The organism is Dyella sp. KRB-257, from assembly GCF_049445995.1.
GTDB lineage: Bacteria > Pseudomonadota > Gammaproteobacteria > Xanthomonadales > Rhodanobacteraceae > Dyella_A.
In genome coordinates, this window is the sequence record NZ_JBMSDZ010000005.1 from 1 (window position 1) to 18,521 (window position 18,521).

The following is an 18,521-nucleotide window of genomic DNA, read 5'->3' on the forward strand; positions in this document are numbered from 1 at the left end:
CCAACTCACATTCGCCAAAGATTTCCTGCGCCCAAGCTTTCGCGTCCGTGGGAAACATGCGTGAGGCCACCATGAAGGATCAAGGGCTTGCAGCGTATTTTCAATACCAAATGTGATCAAGAGACAGCCCCGAGGGGGAGAGGGCTTTGATCGCGCGAATTTGGTGCTTCCTCATCGAGGGGGCGTCCACGGGGCAGGGCGCGGAATGGCTCACATTCACCGTCCGGACAGGGCGCAGGCCTTCGCCAATGGGCCGACCGCCGGCCGCATTCACGCGCGGTTGGTACGGGTCAGCGCGCCGAGTCGCGCCCGCCCCGGAGCCGATCCGGGGCGGGGGGACGTGCAGCAAGGTGCCCTGCCTACGCTGGCCTACGCAAGCGCCAGCCGCCGCGAGAGGTGGCGGCTGGCTGAAGGCGTTACTTGTTGGCCACCACCGGCAGCAGCACGGCGCTCTTGCCGTCCACCCCGTGCTCGATGGTCACCGTGGCCTTCCGGTAGTCGGCCGGCTTGGCGAACAGGATGTTGGGCACATACGTCTGCGGGTTGCGGTCGTACAGCGGGAACAGGGTGGACTGGATCTGCACCATGATGCGGTGACCGGGCTGGAACGCGTAGTTCACCGTGGGCAGACGGAACCTGTATTCCTGCACCTGGTTCGCCGGGATCGGCGACGGATCGGCAAAGCTCTTGCGGTAGCGGCCGCGGAAGATATCCAGCGACACCGGCAGCTCGTAGCCGCCCATGGTCGGATCGCTCGGCACCGTACCGGGGTAGACGTCGATCAGCTTCACCACGAAGTCGCCGTCGGTGCCGGTGGTCTTGGCGAACAGGTCGGCGATCGGCGCACCCTGCACGGTCACGGTCTGGGTCAGCACCGGCGTGACGTACGAGAGCACGTCCGGGCGATCGACCACGAAGCGCTGATCCTGCACCAGCCAGGTGCGCCAGCGGTCGTTCTTCTGCGGGATCGGGCGCGGCAGGTAGGGCACCGGCTTGGCCGGGTCGGAGACGTAGCTGTCGCCGCTGCCGCCCGGGGCGCCAAAGCCCAGCCCGAAGTTCGCCTGCAGGTAGAGCGGGGTGAGCTGCTGCTCGCTGGCCGGCTTCCAGTGCTCGAAGCTGTCCCACTGCTGCGCGACCGGGTTGTAGATCATCGCGGTGGGCAGCGGCCTGGGCATCGGCGTGCCGCGCAGGTAGTGGTTGAACCACGGGATGAGTACGGTCCGGCGGAACTGCGCGGTGGTGTTACCCGGCCACTTCAGCGGGCCGATGTTCCAGCCGTCGCGGTTGATCTGGCTGTGCCACCACGGGCCCATCACCAGATGATTGTTGCTGCCGTGGCCGGCCTCGGTGAGCGCCTCCCACGCGTGCACGGCGCCGTAAATGTCCTCCTGGTCCCACAGGCCTTGCAGCCACATGGTCGGCACGCTGGAGGGATGCGCCGCGAGCAGCTTGTCCAGCGCCTGCAGTTGCCAGAACGCGTCGTAGGCCGGATGCGCGGCGAAGCGGTTCCACCACGGCAGCTGCTTGAACCCGTGCGCCTCGGCCCAGGCGCCGGGCGAGCCGGCGTCGAGGAAGTTGGTGTAGTCGTCGTAGTTGCTGCGCGGCACTGGCTGGCCTTTGCCCGCCTTGGTCATCTGGCCGGTGAAGTAGTCCAGGTTGACCTGGCGCAGCGCGCCGTAGTGGTACCAGTCGTCGCCCATCCAGCCGTCGATCATCGGGCTTTCCGGCGCGGCCACCTTGAGCGCGGGATGCGGGTGGAGCAGGGCCATGGCCACCGTCCAGCCGTCGTAGGACGAGCCGATCATGCCGACCTTGCCGTTGGACTCGGTGATGTGCTTCACCAGCCAGTCGATGGTGTCCCAGGCGTCGGTGGTGTCGTCGGTTCTGGTGGGGTTGAGCGGGCCCATCGGCGGGCGCGTCATGATGTATTTGCCCTGCGAGCCGTATTTGCCGCGAATGTCCTGCCACACCAGGATGGTGCTGCCGTCGGCCCAGTCCTTGTCGCCCGACCACACCGCGTCGGCCATCTTCGGGCTGTTGCCGGGCATCATGCCGCTGGCGTTGTACGGCGTGCGCTCGAGCAGCATCGGCAGGTCGTGCGCGCCCTTCGGGATCATGATCACCGTGTGCAGCTTCACGCCGTCGCGCATCGGGATCATCACCTCGCGCTTGACGTAGTCGAAGTTGCCCTGCGGCTGCACCCATTTGGCCGGGATGTCCGAGCCGGTCTGGATCATGTCGGGAGTCACCTGCGCCGCCGGCTGGCCCATCGGCGGTGCGGCGAATGCGGTGGCGCAGGCGAGGCAGATCAGCGAGACGATCGCCGAAGCCAGGGCGGCTTGCTTCATGGGTGGGGTCCTCTGGATGGAAAACGGCAGCGGCCCGGCAGGGCGGCGCCATCGTCACTATGAAAACGGCGGGGCGGGTTTGGCAAGGCGGGGTGCGGCATGCGCATGACTGGGTTGATCACCCTCGACTTGAGAGAGTGCGCTCTGACCGAGAAAACGGCATACAAAGCGGATGCGTCTCCAGGCTCTCTGTCAGAGCCATCGCTCGCGCGTTCGTCATTCCTGCGAAAGCAGGAATCCAGCGCCCCGGTGTTTCGGAGGTCGGAGGCACTGGATCCCAGCGTGCGCTGGGATGACGGGTGGGAGCTGGCGCCGCCCAACGTTGAGCGCCCATGGGCCAGTCCTGGATTCAGGCCTTGAAGCAGTTTTCTCGATGCCATCGCAGATAGGTTGGATGCGGCCGCAGATCGGGCGCGTCGGGTACGGCGAGCCTACGGTCCGGGCGGACCAGTTTGTCCAGATCATCCGGTACGCCGTGCGGGAATAGCAAAACGCGGAAATCGTCGCTGAAGGTCATCAGTCCACGATCGAACAACCAATGGGCGGTGTCAGTCAGTGCAATGCCGTTGCGCACGGCATCGGGTCCATCAGCTTCGACTGGTCGGATATGCGCCGCCTGCACTTCCGGGCGTCCGCCGCCGTTGATCAGGCGCAGCCCGGTGACTGCGCAGGTGTTGCTATAGGCCGTGCGCACCTGCCGTCGAAATGCGGCATCGCGGACCTTTCTGGTGGTCAGGGTCTCGATGACGGGGCGGATGACGTATTCCGGTGTTTCCTCGGCCACGGCCTGCAGCGGCAGTTCCCACGGGTCCGGTCGCGTGCTGATGCCGCGCTGGATGATGCCGTCGAACTCCCCGCGGGAGATCAAGCGGACAGTGCGTCTGAACGCACCCTTGTTGGTTTTGCTGTCTTCGCGCTGAAGCATGGATTCGCGGTAACCGGTCGCGTCGCGGAAGGGTACCGGGTGGTCGAAATCGCCGTACCCGCGCATGCGCGCGTAGAAATGATCGGCGCGGGCCGGGTCGGCGACCACGTCCACGACTTGGGCAGTGGCGAAATATGCCTGACGCCCGGTGGCGCTGTCCGGGCCTGATGTCCGCCGTGGTTCGTAATAGACGATCCAGTCACCGACGGCCTCTTCTACCTGACGCAGATACGTACGAGGGAAGTGGTTCGGCTCAGCAGCGCGCCAGATCTCACTCCCGCAGCACGCGCGGAATATGGATGCCCCACGCCACCGGATCCTCGATCTCCACGATGCGATCGTCCGACGCGTGCAGGTCCAGCGTTTCCGGTGCCAGCGGTTCGCGGTCGGGCAGCGCGCAGATCAGGCGCACGACGGGCTTGAGCGAGCTGCCTTCGCCCTGCACCAGCACCACGGCCAGCCGTTCGGAGGCGAGCCGTACCAGGGTGCCGGTGGGGTAGATGCCGACGAGCTTGACGAAGGCGTGGAAGATGTCGCGGTCGAAGTGGCCGTCCTGCCACTCGGCCATGCGGCGGATCGCTTCGACCGGCTCCCAGCCGCGCTTGTAGGGGCGGTCGGAAGTGATCGCGTCGTACACGTCGCAGATCGCGCCCATGCGGGCGGCACGGCTGATGGCGTGGGCGGGAAGCTTTTCCGGATAGCCGTTGCCGTCGATCTTCTCGTGATGGTGCAGGCACACGTCCAGCGCCACCGGGCCGGCCGCCGCCTCGCGGCGCAGGATGTCCCAGCCGATCTGCGGGTGCTGGCGCACCGAGGTCATCTCCAGCGGGCTGAGCTTGCCGGGCTTGTTGAGCACCGCGTCGGGCACGCCGACCTTGCCGATGTCGTGCAGCAGGCCGGCCAGGCCCAGTTCCTTGAGCGCGGCGCCTTCGTATCCGAGCCGCCGCCCCAGCGCCATCATCAATGCGGCGACCGCCACCGAATGCAGGTAGGTGTAGTCGTCCTTGTTCTTCAGCCGCAGCACGCTGAGCATGGCGGCGGGATTGCGGGCGATCGCATCGTCCACCTCGTCGACGATGCTGGCTGCGGTTTCCATGCGCAGCGCATGGCCCATCCGCGCGTCGTGGAACAGTGCCTTGGCCGCCACCTTGGCACGATCGCGCAGCTCTTCGGCACGCGCCACGTCATTGCCGAATACCGTGCGCGGCGGTTCGGATTCCCGCTCGACAGCGGCCGGGGCGGGCGCCGGCGCGGATGGCGCGCGGACGGGGGAGGACGGGAGATCCAGGCCCTTGTCGGTGTCGATCCAGACTTCCTGGTTGCCCAGTGCCCGCAACGTGGCGAGGGTGGTTTCGTCCTCCACCAGGAACGAGCCGCGCCAGAACGGGTGGTCCAGCCAGTTGCCGCAGATCTTGTGCACGTACATGCCGCGGGCGACGCGGGCGACGGGGATTTTCTTCAGCGGCGAGGTCATGTGCTGGCCAATCCGTATCTCGTCGATTCCTGCGCCCGCGCATCCGTCCCGGGGGCGATCGCGTCTGCGAACGACACCTCGCAAGCACCCTCGGGTTCCGTACAGTGCGTCCAGCTATCGGCCGCGGCGAGCCACACTTGAGTCGTGGCCGATGCAATGGCGGAAGAGCGGGGCGGGACAGTCGGTCGCTCTCACGCATGCGATACCTGCATCCCGTCTTGGTGTGAGCGGTGTTCGTGTCCAGACCTGGGTGCAGGCAATTGCCACTCGGTACGGGCAGGAACGGCGGCAAGGACCGGCCCGACAAGAGTACGGGCCGGGAGGATGGCGAACAGGACCGCGACTAGAGCCGGGTCAGGCGCAGGTAAGGGCGAACCTCATCCCAGCCCTGCGGGAACAGGCCTTTGGCCTCGTCGTTCTTGATCGACGGCGGGATGATCACCTTTTCACCCGGGCGCCAGTCGGCAGGCGTGACGATGCGGTATTTGTCACCAGTCTGCAGGGCATCGATGACGCGCAGGATCTCGTCGAAGTTGCGGCCTACCGACATCGGATAGGTCATGGTCAGGCGGATCTTCTTGGCCGGGTCGATAATGAAGACCGAACGCACCGCAGCCGTGCTGCTCTGATCTGGGTGGATCATGCCGTACATCTCGGCGATCTTCCTTTCGGAGTCGGCGACGATGGGAAACTCCAGCGTGGTGCGTTGGGTATCGTCCACGTCCTCGATCCACTTCAGGTGTTCCTGGACGGTATCGGTAGACAGGCCCAGCGGCTTCACGTTCCGCTTGGTAAACTCCGGGGCCAATTGCGCGGTACGGCCCATTTCGGTGGTGCAGACCGGGGTGAAGTCGGCGGGGTGGCTGAAGAAAAATACCCAGGAGTCGCCAGCCCACTGGTGGAAGTCGATATCGCCAGTGGTGGTTGCGATCTGGAAGTTTGGTGCGGTGTCGCCGAGTTTCAGGCTCATGGCGGGTGTCCTTTTCGTGTGGAGGAGACGTCGTGCAGCCAGACTAGCGACCACGAAGTGAAGAATGAAATCAAGCAGATCAATGGAGGCGATGTGCCGTGACTATCAGTGGTTCCGCTGAGCGATTCGTGGTGCGCGATGCCGGTGCAGTCCAAGCGTCACTCACGCTGCCGAGGTTTGGCCATGCCTTGGCTCAGCAGCGCCATCCGAGGGCATGCTGGTCGCGTCGTGGGGGGCCGATCAGGCATGATGCATGAGCTTCGATTCACGCAGGCAAGCTTGGCAACGCCCGGGCGTGGAACGCCCTGCGACGTGGAGAACACAGCTCGCACTGCGTCGCTTTACCACAGTGAACACCCGGCGCACGTAGACACGTCGGCGCCTCTTTTCCGTTCGCTGGAGTCGCCCATGTCCCGTGCCCTTTCCCCTGCTTCATCGATCGCGACCCGTCGCAGGATTTCACGCCTCGCCCTTGCCGTCTCGATGGGGCTCGCCGCCGCCACGGCAAGCGCGCAGCCGGCGTGGACGGACAGCGTGCCAGCCCCGCGGGACACGCCGTATCCCGGCACGGTGACGCTGCGGGTGGATGCCAGCGATACGGCGCAGGGCATCTTCCGCGTGCGCGAGTCGATTCCGGTGCAGGCTGGCGCGCTCACGCTGCTGTACCCGCAATGGATTCCCGGCGACCACTCGCCGACCGGCCCGATCGCCATGCTCGCCGGGCTCCGCCTCAGCGCCAACGGCCAGCCGCTGAAGTGGACGCGCGACAAGTACAACGTCTACGCCTTCCATCTGGACGTGCCGGCGGGCGTGGCCAGCATCGAGGCGCAGTTCCAGTACCTGTCGCCGCGCGACGGCGGCTACGAGATCACCGACCGCATGATGGACATGGAGTGGAGCAAGCTGGCGCTGTATCCGGCCGGGCACTACACGCACGGCATCACCTTCGCGCCCAGCCTCACGCTGCCGCACGGCTGGCGGTTCGGCACGGCACTGGAGCCGGCCTCGACGTCCGGCGACACCACCACCTTCAAGCCGGTGACCTTCAACAACCTGGTCGACTCGCCGGTGTACGCCGGCCAGTACTTCAGGCGCGTGGACCTCACGCCGCCGGGTGGCGTGCCGGTGCACATGGACATCGTGGCCGATGCGCCGAAGTACCTTGAGATCACCCCCGAGCAGCTGCAGGCGCATCGCAACCTTGCCACGCAGGCGACCACGCTGTTCGGCTCGCATCACTACGACCACTACGACTTCCTGTTCTCGCTGTCCGACCAGCTCAGCGGCAACGGCACCGAGCATCACCAGTCCAGCGAGGACGGTCTGGGCGCCGACTACTTCACCGCCTGGAAGGACGCCGCGCCCGGCCGCGACCTGCTGGCGCACGAGTACACCCATTCGTGGAACGGCAAGTTCCGCCGCCCGGCCGACCTGTGGACGCCCAACTTCAACGTGCCGATGGGCGACTCGCTGCTGTGGGTGTACGAGGGGCAGACGCAGTACTGGGGCTACGTGCTCACCGCGCGCGCCGGCCTGTGGTCGGCCGAGCAGTTCCGCGACGCGCTGGCGATGACGGCGGCCAACTACGACCGCAACCGCGAAGGGTTCGCCTGGCGCACCCTCGCCGACACCACCAACGATCCCACCGCCGCGCGCCGCTCCGGCCTGCCGTACCGCAGCTGGCAGATGAGCGAGGAGTACTACAGCGCCGGCCAGATGATGTGGCTGGCGGTGGATGCCAGGATCCGCGCGCTCACCCACGACCGCAAGTCGCTGGACGATTTCGCCCGCGCGTTCTTCGGCGTCGACAACGGCAGCTACGTGACGAAGACCTACACCTTCGACGACGTGGTGGCGGCGCTGGACGGCGTGGCGAAGTACGACTGGGCCAGCTACCTGCACGCGCGCGTCGATGCGCTCGATCCGCCGCTGCTGGACGGCCTCGAAGGCTCCGGCTGGAAGCTGGTCTATATCGACCGCGAGAGCGACTTCGAGAAGCAGTACAACAGCCGCCCCGAATCCCCGCGCCACCTGTACAACTTCACCTGGTCGATCGGCCTGACCATGGCGGACAAGGGCAGGGTCAACGACGTGCGCTGGGACGGCCCGGCGTTCAGGGCGGGGGTGAGCACCGGCGCCACCGTGATGGCGGTGAACGGCCAGGATTACAGCGACGAGGTGCTGAAGAGCGCGATTGCCGCGGCCAAGTCGGACCAGGCGCCGATCCGGCTGCTGCTGAAGTTCCAGGGCGGCTATCGCACGGTGCCGGTGGATTACCACGGCGGTCTGCAGTACCCGCATCTGGTGCGCGTGCCGGGCACGCCCGACTACCTGAGCGAGATCATCGCCGCGCGCAAGTGAGTGCAGTGAGGCGGGGTTTGCAGGCATCGACGGTGCCTCGCCGCCGATCCTTCGATCAGCACAGCACTCGATCGAGTCGCCACACGATCCAGTCAACGCGACTCAACCGTGGTCGCGTTGTGGCACCGCCCGGCGAAAGCGGTGCCCGGCCACGGCCGGGCAGGTCTCCGGCATCGTCAGCAGCACCGGCAGCACGGCCAGCGCGACGGCGGCGATCATGGCGCCGGGCACGGCGCTCCAGCCGGTGCGCTGCACCAGCAGTTCGGCGAGGAACGGCGTGAGGCCGCCGAACAGCGCGGTGGCCACGGTGACGCCGAGCGCCAGTCCGCTCAGGCGCCCTTCGCCGGGAAACTGCTCCGCGGTGGCCGGCGCGCCCACCGCACTGACGCCGCCGGCCAGGCACGCCAGCACGATCGCCCCGCCGGCGATCGACCACGTACCGCCGCCGCCGTTTGCCATCAGGCCGAACATCGACAGCGGCAGCAGCATCGCCGCCACCCCCAGCGCGACCAGCACCGGCTTGCGTCCGACCCGGTCCGACAGCGCGCCGGCGAACGGCGTCACCACGATCACCGCCACTGCGGCCAGCGTCGACAGCCCCAGCGAGCGGCCCTCGGCGAGGATGCCCGAGGAGCTGAGGAACGCCGGCACGTAGGTGATGCCCACGTAGTAGGTGATCGAGCCCAGCGCGGAAATCGCGAAGGTGCGCAGCAGCGCGGGCCGATGGTGGGCCAGCGTGTGGCGCAGCGGCGAGTCCGGCACCGTGTGTTGTTCGAGCTGGCGCAGGAACTCCGGCGACTCCTGCATGGTGGAGCGGGCGATCCACACGCTGCCGGCCAGCGCTGCGCCGACGAAGAACGGAATCCGCCAGCCCCACGCGGCGAGCTGCGCCTCGCTCATCATGCCCACGGTGAGCGCGGCCACTGCCACCGCCAGCAGCGCGCCGACCTCGCTGGCGGCGGCGGCGAGCGAGGTGATCAGGCCGCGTCGCTCCGCCCGCGCGCCTTCCAGCAGGTACGCCACCACGCCGGTATATTCGCCGCCCACCGAGAACGCCATGAGGCAGCGCAGCACCAGCAGCAGGGCGCCGGCGGCGGGGCCGATCGCGGCGTAGTCCGGCAGCAGCGCGGTGGCGAGCATCGCCGCCGTCATCAGCATCATCGACAGCAACAAGGTGCGCTGGCGCCCGAGCCGGTCGCCGATGTGGCCGAACGCCATCGCCCCCAGCGGCCGCATGGCGTACGACACGGCAAACCCGGCCAGCGTGGCCAGGAGCGAATGGCGGTCGCCGCCGAAGAACACCCGCGACAGCACCGTGGCGAAATACAGGTACAGCGTGAAGTCGTACCACTCCACCACGGTCGAGAGCGCCGCCACCACCATCGAGGCGCGCGGGATTTCGGCGGTGCGGTGCGTGCTGGGTACGCTCATGAGATGAGGAGGCCGGAGGCGGACATCGCCCGATGGTACCTGCCGCGCACGATCGGGCCGCCACGACGGCGGTGCGATCCGCGCCGAGGTACCGCAGCGCGCGGGTTGGACGCTGCAGTTTGCCGACGATTTCAGCGCTGCGGCGGGGCAGTTGCAGGCCTCAGCGCATTGGCAGTTCGATTTCGGTCACGGTTATCCGGGCGCAGGCGCCAACTGGGGCGCGCAGGAGATGGAGGCCAACACTCAGCCTCTGAGGCGACAATTAACTTGACACGCGCCGGGGAGCAAAGCGGCATCTCCGGCATCCCCCCCCCGAAGCCACACGCTTGAGCCCTCTCTCCCGAGCCGGCTCGAACGAGAGCCTCGGTCGCGCGAGTTTGTGCTCCCTCCACGCTGGAGATAGGGCTTCGATCGAGCGAGTGCTCCCTCTCCCCTAACGAACCAGCCCTTCAGGGCCGAGGGAGCGGGGTGGCATTCCCGCCGTCCGTTGCGGGTTGCTCGCGCGGCGGGCGCACGGTGCGTATCACCATGTCTTGCGCGCGGATCAGCGGCAGGTTCTGTTCGCGCAGCTTCGCCAGCACGGCGAACAGCAGATCACTTTTCACGGTGGCGGCGTCGCGCGGGTTGCGCGTGTAGGCGTAGGCGCTGAGCACCAGATTGCCCGCGTCGATGCTGTCCAGCTGCACGAACGGCGCGGGCGTGTCCAGCGTCAGCGGGTGCGCGTTGAGCGTTTCCAGGATGAGGTCGCGCGCGCGCGCCGCGTCGGTGTCCAGCGGCATCGGCACGCTGAACTTCACCCGTCCCAGCGCGTCGGCCAGGGTCACGTTGCGCACGTTCTGGGTGATCAGCTGCGAGTTCGGCACGATCACCGTGGAGCGGTCCCACAGCTGGATCTCGGTGGCGCGCACGTTGATGCGGCGGATGTCGCCCTCCACGCCGTTGAGGCTCACCCAGTCGCCCACCTTCACCGGGCGCTCGGCCAGCAGGATCAGCCCGGAGATGAAGTTGGACACGATCGCCTGCAGGCCGAAGCCGATGCCCACCGACAGCGCGCTGGCGATCCAGGCGATGTTCTGCAGGCTCACCTTCAACGTGGCCAGCGCCATCACCACCACCAGCACGCCGCCGACGTAGCCGAGCAGGGTGAGCATCGACATGCGCATGCCGGCGTCGAGCCGGGTGTTGGGCAGCAGCTCCTGATCGAGCCAGCGCTTGACGATGCGCACCACGCCCAGCCCCACCACCAGCACCAGCATGGCCTTGATCACATCGCGCGGGGCCAGCGTCATTTCGCCGAAAGTGAGTCCGCCCAGCAGGGTGCCAACACTGGAGGTGAGGTCTTCCGGGCTGGCGCCCAGGCGCGACACCACCGTACTGATGCCGAGCAGCACGGCCAGTGCGCGGGTCACGCCGGAGAGCACGGCGCGTGCCTGTTCCAGCGGCCCGGGCGCCAGATCGAATGCCGCCTGCAGCCGCTGTCCGGTGTGCCCCTTGGGCGACAGCAGCAGCGCCCAGGTGTCGTTGAGTGCATGCATGAACAGATACAGCGAAGCGAACGCCACGCTGATCCACACCGCGTTGATCGCCAGGAAGAACGCCAGCGCGATGTAGCCCGTCGCCACCGCCAGCACGCAGACCGCCGAGGCCAGCAGCAACGCACCCAGGCACACGCCGATCCACAGCGAGCGGCTCGGCGGCGGCTCGCCCGTGGCCGCCAGCGCGCGCCGCGCGCGGCCCTGGCGCAGCAGCGCCGCGCCGATCAACGCGGCCGTCACCAGGGCGATCAGGCCGCGCGTGGCCACGCTGGCCGGCAGGCTGGCGCTGATCGCGTGGTTCACCAGTTCCACCGTGCCGAGCACCGCGAACGCCATCGCCAGCAGCCACGGGAACGGGCGCAGCGCCTGCGCCTCGGTATCGGTGAGCTCGGGCAGACGCCAGCTTGGGCGCACCGCCGAGAGCAGGGCGCGCCCAAGCCCGGCGACATAGGCGCAGAGCAGTACCAGTCGCACCATCTGGTGGGCGAGCGTGGCGAGGTCGTCGTCAAGCAGGCCGTTCCAGTTCACCGACCAGTACACCAGCTGGGCGGCCAGCCCGGTGTTGAGCGCGGTAAGCACCGCGATCGCCAGCGCCAGCGCGCTGCGCCGCAGGCGGCTCGCGGCCATGCGGTTCCGGGTGAGGCGCAGCAGCTGACGCTCCAGCAGCCAGCGGCCTACGCCCAGCAGCAACGCCGCGGCGAGCAGGCAGGTCACGAAGGGCATGCGGTTGGACGGTTGCCAGGCGTCGTGGATGGCCGTGCCCAGGTCGTCGCCGAGTGCGCGCAGGCGGCGCAGGTCCGACGGCAGGCTGCGCATCGGGTCCGACCAGAACGCGGCACTGAATGGCGTGGCCGTGCGCTCGGCCAGGCGCGCCTGGAATTCGTTGCGGCGCTGGTCGGACAGCTGCGCGGCGAGCTGCGCCGCCTCCTGACCCATCAGTTGCGCCTGCTTCACCTGCGCGTCGGCGTCGGCCTGCGCCTTGTCCAGCTTGCGCCGCTGCGCGCTCACTTCCGGCGCTTCGGGCGGCGCGCCCTTGACCGGCGCCGGCCCCAGCACGGCCAACTGCGCCTGCACGCTCTGCACCTGTGGCGCGAGGCTGGTGGCGAGCTGGCCGGCCTGGTCCTGCACGGCCAGCGCCTGCATGCGCAGATCGCCCAGTTGAGAATCGGAAGGCTGGGCGGCGAGCGCCTTCTTGAGGCCGTTCAGCTGGCTGCGCAACTGGTCCAGTTGCGCAGCCAGCGTGGGCGGTGGCGCGCCGGCTGCGGTGTCCTGGCGGGCGTGGGCGGTGCTGCTGCCAAAGGCAAGCAGGAGGACAAGCAGGAGGCGGGCGAGGCGAGGCATCCGGGCATGATCGGAGCCGCCTTGCGGGCGGTCAATCGCGGCAGGGGTCTTGACGAGGTGTTCAGTGGCGCGCGTTCAGGCTGTTTGGATGACCTCGCCGTTCGACGTGTCGCCCGAACTGCTCGCCTGGGACGGCGATGTGCCCCGCGCCCGCCGCCTGCAGAGCGAGCTGGCCGCACGCGTGCGGCTGCACGATGATGCCCCGGAGCCGCACCGTGTCGCCGGCGTGGACGTGGGCTTCGAGGAAGGCGGCGCCATCACCCGCGCCGCCGCCGTGCTGCTCGACGCCGCCACCATGCAGCCGCTGGCCGAGGTGGTGGTGCGGCGGCCCACGCGCATGCCGTACATCCCCGGGCTGCTCTCGTTCCGCGAACTGCCCGCCGTGCTGGCGGCGCTGGCGCAGCTGCCCCACGTGCCGGAGCTGATCCTCGTCGATGGCCACGGCGTAGCGCATCCGCGCGGGCTCGGCATCGCCGCCCATCTGGGCGTGATCACCGATCTGCCCACCATCGGCGTGGCGAAGAAGATCCTCGCCGGTGCCCACGACCCCGTCGGACCCTCGCGCGGCGAGCGCGCGCCACTGATGCACCGTGGACGGATGATCGGCACCGCGCTGCGCAGCAAGCACGACATCCATCCGCTGATCGTCTCCCCCGGCCACCGCGTGAGCCACGCCACGGCGGTGGCGCGCGTGCTCGCCTGTGGCCGCGGCTACAAGCTGCCCGAGCCGACGCGGCTGGCCGACCGGCTGGCTTCCCGTCGCGATCACCGCCCCCGGTAGGAGCGCACCCTGTGCGCGACCGGCCTGGTATGCGCGACCGGCCTGTCGATGCGCGGCGCCATGCGGTCGGCCACAGGGTGGCCTCCTGCAGGGTCTCGCGCCGCGCAGGTTGTGCCGTCGCCCTGCCGGCCACATGCAGGATCCTTCAGGCGTCCGCCGGCGCCCGTCGGACGCCATGCCGCCGCCGCAGGTGGGGCGCTTCTACCGGTGCTCTACCTGCGCCAGGTGTGGCCGGTGTTTTCGCCGCACGCACGACCTTGGCCACGCGTCAGGCATCCAGGTGCTTCGACTGCCCGGCCTGCCGGTATTCCCCCGGCGTCATCCCGAACCGCCGATGAAACAGATCCCCGAAATGCGAGGCGGTGGCGAAACCCAGTTCGCTGGCGATCGCCGCGATGCTCTGGCTGGTGTCGAGCAGGCGGCGGCTGGCGAGGTGCAGGCGATGGGTGCGGACGTAGTCGCTCCAGCTCATGCCGACCTGCTGCTTGAAGCGTCGGCTGAAATACGCGGGCGACAGCGCGCACAGCGCGGCGGCCTGCTCGGCGCCGGGGGCGTCGGCGGGATGTCGGCGCAGGCGGTCGATGGCGGGGCGCAGACGGTGCAGGCCGTGGGTGTCGGCGGCGAGTTTCTCGCCTTCGACAGCCGGCGCGCGAACGATGGCACGCAGCAGCAGTCCGGCCAGCGGCAGGGCCAGCGGATCATCCGGCACCAGGCCGACCAGCCAGTCGGCGAGCTGGCTCAGCCGGCGATGGAGGTCCGGGTCGGGTTGCGCGCAGAACGGCTGGCGCAGGCGTTCCAGGCCGGGCGCGGCCAGCAGCGGGTCACCCGCGGCGGCGTCGATCTGCAGCAGGATCCAGTCGCGTGGGCCGGGGGCGAGGGCGAAGTCGTGCTGGTGCAGCGACGGGACGAAGACGAGGCTGTGCGGGGCCAGCGCATGGCGGCGATCCTCGGTGTCGAAGTGTCCGGCGACCTGGCCGAACAGCACCAGCTCGTGGACGTCGTGGAAGTGCACGAACGGTTCACTGGCGGCAACCTCGCGGCCCTGGCGGATGCGCTCGGCACGCAATGGCGCGCCGGGGGCCAGTTCGACCGGTTCGCTGATCGGGCGATCGAGGTGGGGCAGTGCCATGCTGTTGCTTGCGCTGTTGCGGTAAGTCCGGATTGTCGCTGATCAGGTGCCGCATCGCGCTGATGTGCGCGCTCGATGCGGGTCGATGGCGCTGCCCCGATTTCGTTGCCCCGATTGCGACGGCCCAAGCGCGGCTATCCATGCCGGTGACGGGGTCAGCTCACGAAACGGACAAAACCGTACGTTAAGATGGTCGAGCCGAGGTCACGAATCGATGCTCAAGGCCAAGTTCAGCAGAACGGAGATGCGTCATGATCGATCCTGATGATCGTTTCGGCATGCCCGCCAGTGCATTCCAGGCGGCGCGCGAAAGTCACGGCGTCGATAGTCCGGTATTTCGTACGGGCATGTATGTGCCGACCCGAAACGAAGTGGCGACGTGCTCCGCTGCCGTGCTTTACCCGATCGTGATCGACTGGATGTGGGAAAGTCCATCCGAGTTGATCCCAGACAACGCACAGATTGCCGAATTGCGCGCCATCTTGGTCGCTCGTCCCGACGTGGCCAACCCCGACGTACAGCAGCTCATCGCCGCTTGTGATGACTATCTGAAAGTCTGATCGTCCCGCGTCATTGCTTGCCACTGACCGCCCACGACTTGCCAAGTCCATCCTATCGGCATACGTTATCGAGTTTCGATAATGGTTCGCGCCGCCGAGGTTACAGTGATGGATGATCGCGATCTCTATGCGGGTCTTGTGCGCCTTCACTTGCTGCACCACGCCGCCGAGGCGCCGATCTACGGCCAGTCGATGATCGACGAGCTGGCCCATCACGGTTACCAGCTCAGCCCTGGCACGCTCTACCCGATTCTGCATGGGCTTGAGAAGAAGGGCTACCTGACGTCGACGCAGATCCAGGCCGGCAAGATGAATCGACGCTTCTATCGCATCACGCCGCTGGGGCGACGTGCCCTGACCGGCGCCAAGCGCAAGGTCCAGGAGCTGTTCGGCGAACTTTTCCATGAGAACACCAAGGCAAAACGCCCATGATGATTTCACGTTGGCTCGATACGCGGACCACCGGTTGGACGGTGCTGATACGCCTGCTGGTCGGCGGTGTGGTGTTCTTTCCCGAGGGGCTGCAGAAGCTTCTTTTCCCGGCCATCCTCGGCGCCGGCCGTTTCGTCAAGATCGGCATTCCGTGGCCCGAGGTCATGGGCCCTTTTGTGGGTGTGGTCGAGACCGTGTGCGGCTTGTTGATCGTCCTGGGGCTGCTGACCCGTTTCGCGGCCATACCCCTGATCATCGTGATGATCGTGGCGCTTGTCTCGACCAAACTGCCGCTCATGCTCGGGCACGATGTGTGGATCTTCCATGTGCCGAGCGGCGCCCGCTACGGATTCTGGGGCATGGCGCACGAGGCGCGCACCGACTTGTGCATGCTGCTGGGTGCGCTGTTTTTGCTCATCACCGGGGGCGGCCGCTGGTCGGTGGATGGGTGGCTTTGTCGCCGTCGGCCGACTTCGCTCACCACTATCCCATCATCTCTTCGGGAGTAAGGATCATGCCGATCGATCGTCGCGACTTTCTCAAGCTCAGCGGATTCACGGCGCTCGCGAGCAGCCTGCCGAGTATCGGGTATGCCACTGACGAGCCGCCTGTGGCGGTCCTGCCGCAAACAAAGGCTGACGTGGCGCTGACCATCGGTACCGGCCTGGTCGAGGTGGCGCCGGGCCGGATCATTTCGACGACCACGTACAACGGGCAGTTCCCCGGTCCCTTGCTGCGCTTCAAGGCGGGCCGGAAGGTGATCGTGGACATACGCAACGACACCGATACCCCCGAACAACTGCATTGGCATGGCCAGTTTGTTCCTGATGCCATTGATGGCGCGGCGGAGGAGCGCACGCCGTACATCACCGCCCATGGCCTGCGGCGTGAAGTGTTCGTGCCGGGACCGTCGGGCTTGCGTTTCTACCATACGCATTTGCGCGCCGGCAGCGACTTGAGTCGTGGCCAATACAACGGCCAGGTGGGCGCGGTCTACATCGAACCGAAGAACGATCCGGGGTCGTACGATCGCGAGGTCTTCCTGGTGCTCAAGGAGTTCGAGCCGTCCTTCAGTCAGGGTGGCGACATGGCGCAGGATTTTCTCACCCCCACGGATGTCGATCCGGCGCTGAAAGCCGTGGGCGAAGCGGCGATGAAGGCGTCGCTGGCCAAGGGGATGCCGCACGGCTACGAGGTCGGCTACCGCGTGTTCACCATCAACGGCAAGATGCTGGGTCACGGTGAGCCGATCCGGGTCAAGCAAGGCGAGCGCGTACTGTTTCATGTGGTCAACGGCAGCGCGACCGAAATCCGCAGCCTCGCTCTACCGGGTCACACGTTCACCGTGGTCGCGCTGGACGGCAATCCCGTGCCCACGCCAGCGCCGGTGCCCGTGCTCTGGTTGGGCACGGCCGAGCGGGTGTCGGCGATCGTGACGATGAATCGGCCGGGTGTCTGGGTGCTAGGCGATCTTTCCGACGATGATCGCGGCAACGGCATGGGCATCGTCGTCGAATACGCCGGGGCCAAGGGCACGCCACGCTGGGAAAAGCCACCGGCCTCGCGCTGGGATTACCGGATGTTCGGGAAGCCGGAAGCACACGTCCCGGAGCCGGACGAAGTCATCGAGATGACCTTCGCCAAGGACAACGCCGCCGATCACGGCTTCAACCGCTGGACGGTCAACGGCATCGCCTATGACATGCACACCATGCCAGTCACCCGAAAACTGTCACTCGGCCGGCGCTACCGTTTGCGCCTGCACAACACCACCGACGACATCCATCCGGTGCACTTGCATCGGCACAGCTTCGAGCTGACGCGCATTGCCGGCCATGCGACCGCCGGTGTCATCAAGGACGTCGCGCTGCTGGGCGGCTACCAGAGCATGGATCTGGACTTCACGGCGGATCAGCCGGGGCTGACGCTGTTCCACTGCCATTCGCAACTGCACATGGATTACGGCTTCATGGTGCTGTTCGATTGCGCATGAGCGAACAGGAACCGGTGCCGACCAGGGCAAGTGTCGCGTCCAATCATGAGCCGCGTGGAAGTACGCTGGAGGTCGGCGCCGCGTTCCTGAAACTCGGCGTATCGTCATTCGGCGGCCCGATCGCCCATCTGGGCTATTTCCATCGCGAGTTCGTGGAGCGACGTCGCTGGCTGGACGAGGAGCATTTCGGCCAGTTGCTCGCGCTGTGCCAGTTCCTGCCCGGGCCGGCCAGCAGCCAGCTTGGCTTTTCGCTCGGTCTGTTGCGTGCCGGATGGCGGGGTGCGATCGCGGCGTTCCTCGGCTTCACCCTGCCTTCGGCGTTGCTGTTGTTCGCGTTTGCCGCGATGAGTAGCTATCTGGCCGGGCCGTTAGGTCAGAGCGCGGTGCACGGTCTCAAGCTGGTCGCTGTGGCGGTGGTCGCCCAAGGTGTGCTCGGCATGGCACGCACGCTGACGCCTGATCGCAACCGCGCCTTGATGGCTGCCGCGGCGGCGGGACTGATTGCGATCAGCGGCAGTGCCTTGATGCAATTACTGGTGGTGGCCATCGGCGCCGCGCTGGGGCCGTGGCTGTGCCGACAGGTCGCGGCGAAGCGTGGGGAGTCGTTCGCGCTGCACTACGGTCGGCGCACCGGCGGCGTCTTGTTACTGATCTTTGGCGCGTTGCTGGCGACGGCGCTGTTCGTGGCGCCGGGCCTCCCGCCGCTGGCACAGGTGGCTGGTGCGTTCTATCGCGCTGGCGCGCTCGTGTTCGGTGGCGGGCACGTCGTGCTTCCGCTGTTGAAGCAAGCGGTGGTCGATCCGGGCTGGATCAGCAGCAATACGTTCCTGGCCGGCTATGGCGCGGCGCAGGCCGTGCCGGGCCCCATGTTCACGCTGTCCGCGTTTCTCGGCGAACGTCTGCAGGGCGGTCAGGGCGGTGCGCTCGGTGCCACCGTCAGCCTGTTGGCGATCTTTCTGCCGGGACTGCTGCTGGTCGCCGGCGCGTTGCCGTTCTGGCGGACGCTGGGTAACCGCGACGGCGCCGCCCGCATGCTGGCGGGTGTCAATGCGGCGGTGGTCGGCCTGTTGGCGGCCGCGCTTTACAATCCGGTGTGGGTCAACGCCGTGCATGACGCCCAGGATTTTGCCATCGCGCTGATCGCGTTCACGCTGCTCGTGGCCGCGCGTTGGTCCGCACTGGCCGTTGTCGTCTGGTGCGTGGCTGCCTCAGTCTTACGGGTAGTTTGGAGTTAATGGCAA

14 protein-coding genes are annotated in these 18,521 nt (G+C 67.4%); 7 read left to right on the forward strand and 7 right to left on the reverse strand.

The features are described from left to right. Window positions 1-416 precede the first annotated feature (416 nt). From ACO2Q2_RS05015 to ACO2Q2_RS05030, 4 genes are all read right to left on the reverse strand, one after another. A complete protein-coding gene (locus ACO2Q2_RS05015) occupies window positions 417-2,348 on the reverse strand; it encodes a CocE/NonD family hydrolase (protein ID WP_423254685.1) in 1,932 nt (643 codons plus the stop codon). 349 nt (window positions 2,349-2,697) lie between these two features. After that, window positions 2,698-3,387 (reverse strand): HNH endonuclease, encoded by a 690-nt coding sequence (locus ACO2Q2_RS05020; RefSeq protein ID WP_423254686.1) that lies wholly within the window; start codon window positions 3,385-3,387, stop codon window positions 2,698-2,700. 157 nt (window positions 3,388-3,544) lie between these two features. Then, window positions 3,545-4,747 (reverse strand): HD-GYP domain-containing protein, encoded by a 1,203-nt coding sequence (locus tag ACO2Q2_RS05025; protein WP_423254687.1) that lies wholly within the window; start codon window positions 4,745-4,747, stop codon window positions 3,545-3,547. A gap of 343 nt (window positions 4,748-5,090) precedes the next feature. Beyond that, window positions 5,091-5,717 carry a peroxiredoxin gene (locus ACO2Q2_RS05030; RefSeq protein WP_423254688.1) on the reverse strand — a complete coding sequence of 209 codons (627 nt, stop codon included), beginning with the start codon at window positions 5,715-5,717 and terminating at the stop codon, window positions 5,091-5,093. A gap of 408 nt (window positions 5,718-6,125) precedes the next feature. Between ACO2Q2_RS05030 and ACO2Q2_RS05035 the strand changes: the two genes are divergently transcribed. After that, window positions 6,126-8,078: a M61 family metallopeptidase gene (locus ACO2Q2_RS05035; RefSeq protein WP_423254689.1), complete on the forward strand. Its 1,953-nt coding sequence runs from the start codon at window positions 6,126-6,128 to the stop codon at window positions 8,076-8,078. Window positions 8,079-8,180: 102 nt separating this feature from the next. Here ACO2Q2_RS05035 and ACO2Q2_RS05040 read toward each other — a convergent pair whose 3' ends face one another. After that, window positions 8,181-9,509, reverse strand: coding sequence for an MFS transporter (locus tag ACO2Q2_RS05040; RefSeq protein ID WP_423254690.1), 1,329 nt, complete (start codon window positions 9,507-9,509; stop codon window positions 8,181-8,183). Between the two features lie 449 nt (window positions 9,510-9,958). Then, on the reverse strand, window positions 9,959-12,385 hold the full coding sequence (locus ACO2Q2_RS05045; protein WP_423254691.1) for a DUF3772 domain-containing protein: 2,427 nt from the start codon (window positions 12,383-12,385) through the stop codon (window positions 9,959-9,961). 88 nt (window positions 12,386-12,473) lie between these two features. Here ACO2Q2_RS05045 and nfi point away from each other — a divergent pair, with 88 nt between their 5' ends. Next, window positions 12,474-13,166, forward strand: coding sequence for a deoxyribonuclease V (nfi, locus tag ACO2Q2_RS05050; protein ID WP_423254692.1), 693 nt, complete (start codon window positions 12,474-12,476; stop codon window positions 13,164-13,166). A gap of 268 nt (window positions 13,167-13,434) precedes the next feature. Here nfi and ACO2Q2_RS05055 read toward each other — a convergent pair whose 3' ends face one another. Then, complete coding sequence (locus ACO2Q2_RS05055) at window positions 13,435-14,295, reverse strand: helix-turn-helix transcriptional regulator (protein ID WP_423254693.1); 861 nt, start codon at window positions 14,293-14,295, stop codon at window positions 13,435-13,437. 251 nt (window positions 14,296-14,546) lie between these two features. On the opposite strand from ACO2Q2_RS05055, the gene ACO2Q2_RS05060 reads away from it, so the two are divergent. The 5 genes from ACO2Q2_RS05060 to chrA all read left to right on the forward strand — a co-directional run bounded on the left by ACO2Q2_RS05060 (window position 14,547) and on the right by chrA (window position 18,515). Further along, the gene (locus ACO2Q2_RS05060; protein ID WP_423254694.1) at window positions 14,547-14,855 is read left to right on the forward strand and encodes a hypothetical protein; all 309 of its coding nucleotides are present in this window, start codon (window positions 14,547-14,549) and stop codon (window positions 14,853-14,855) included. Between the two features lie 108 nt (window positions 14,856-14,963). Further along, window positions 14,964-15,287 carry a PadR family transcriptional regulator gene (locus tag ACO2Q2_RS05065; protein ID WP_423254695.1) on the forward strand — a complete coding sequence of 108 codons (324 nt, stop codon included), beginning with the start codon at window positions 14,964-14,966 and terminating at the stop codon, window positions 15,285-15,287. Continuing rightward, on the forward strand, window positions 15,284-15,796 hold the full coding sequence (locus ACO2Q2_RS05070; protein WP_423254696.1) for a DoxX family protein: 513 nt from the start codon (window positions 15,284-15,286) through the stop codon (window positions 15,794-15,796). Before ACO2Q2_RS05065 ends, ACO2Q2_RS05070 begins: the two co-directional genes overlap by 4 nt. Before the next feature lie 5 nt (window positions 15,797-15,801). Continuing rightward, a complete protein-coding gene (locus tag ACO2Q2_RS05075) occupies window positions 15,802-17,280 on the forward strand; it encodes a multicopper oxidase family protein (protein ID WP_423254697.1) in 1,479 nt (492 codons plus the stop codon). Beyond that, on the forward strand, window positions 17,277-18,515 hold the full coding sequence (gene chrA, locus ACO2Q2_RS05080; protein ID WP_423254698.1) for a chromate efflux transporter: 1,239 nt from the start codon (window positions 17,277-17,279) through the stop codon (window positions 18,513-18,515). Before ACO2Q2_RS05075 ends, chrA begins: the two co-directional genes overlap by 4 nt. Window positions 18,516-18,521 lie beyond the last annotated feature (6 nt).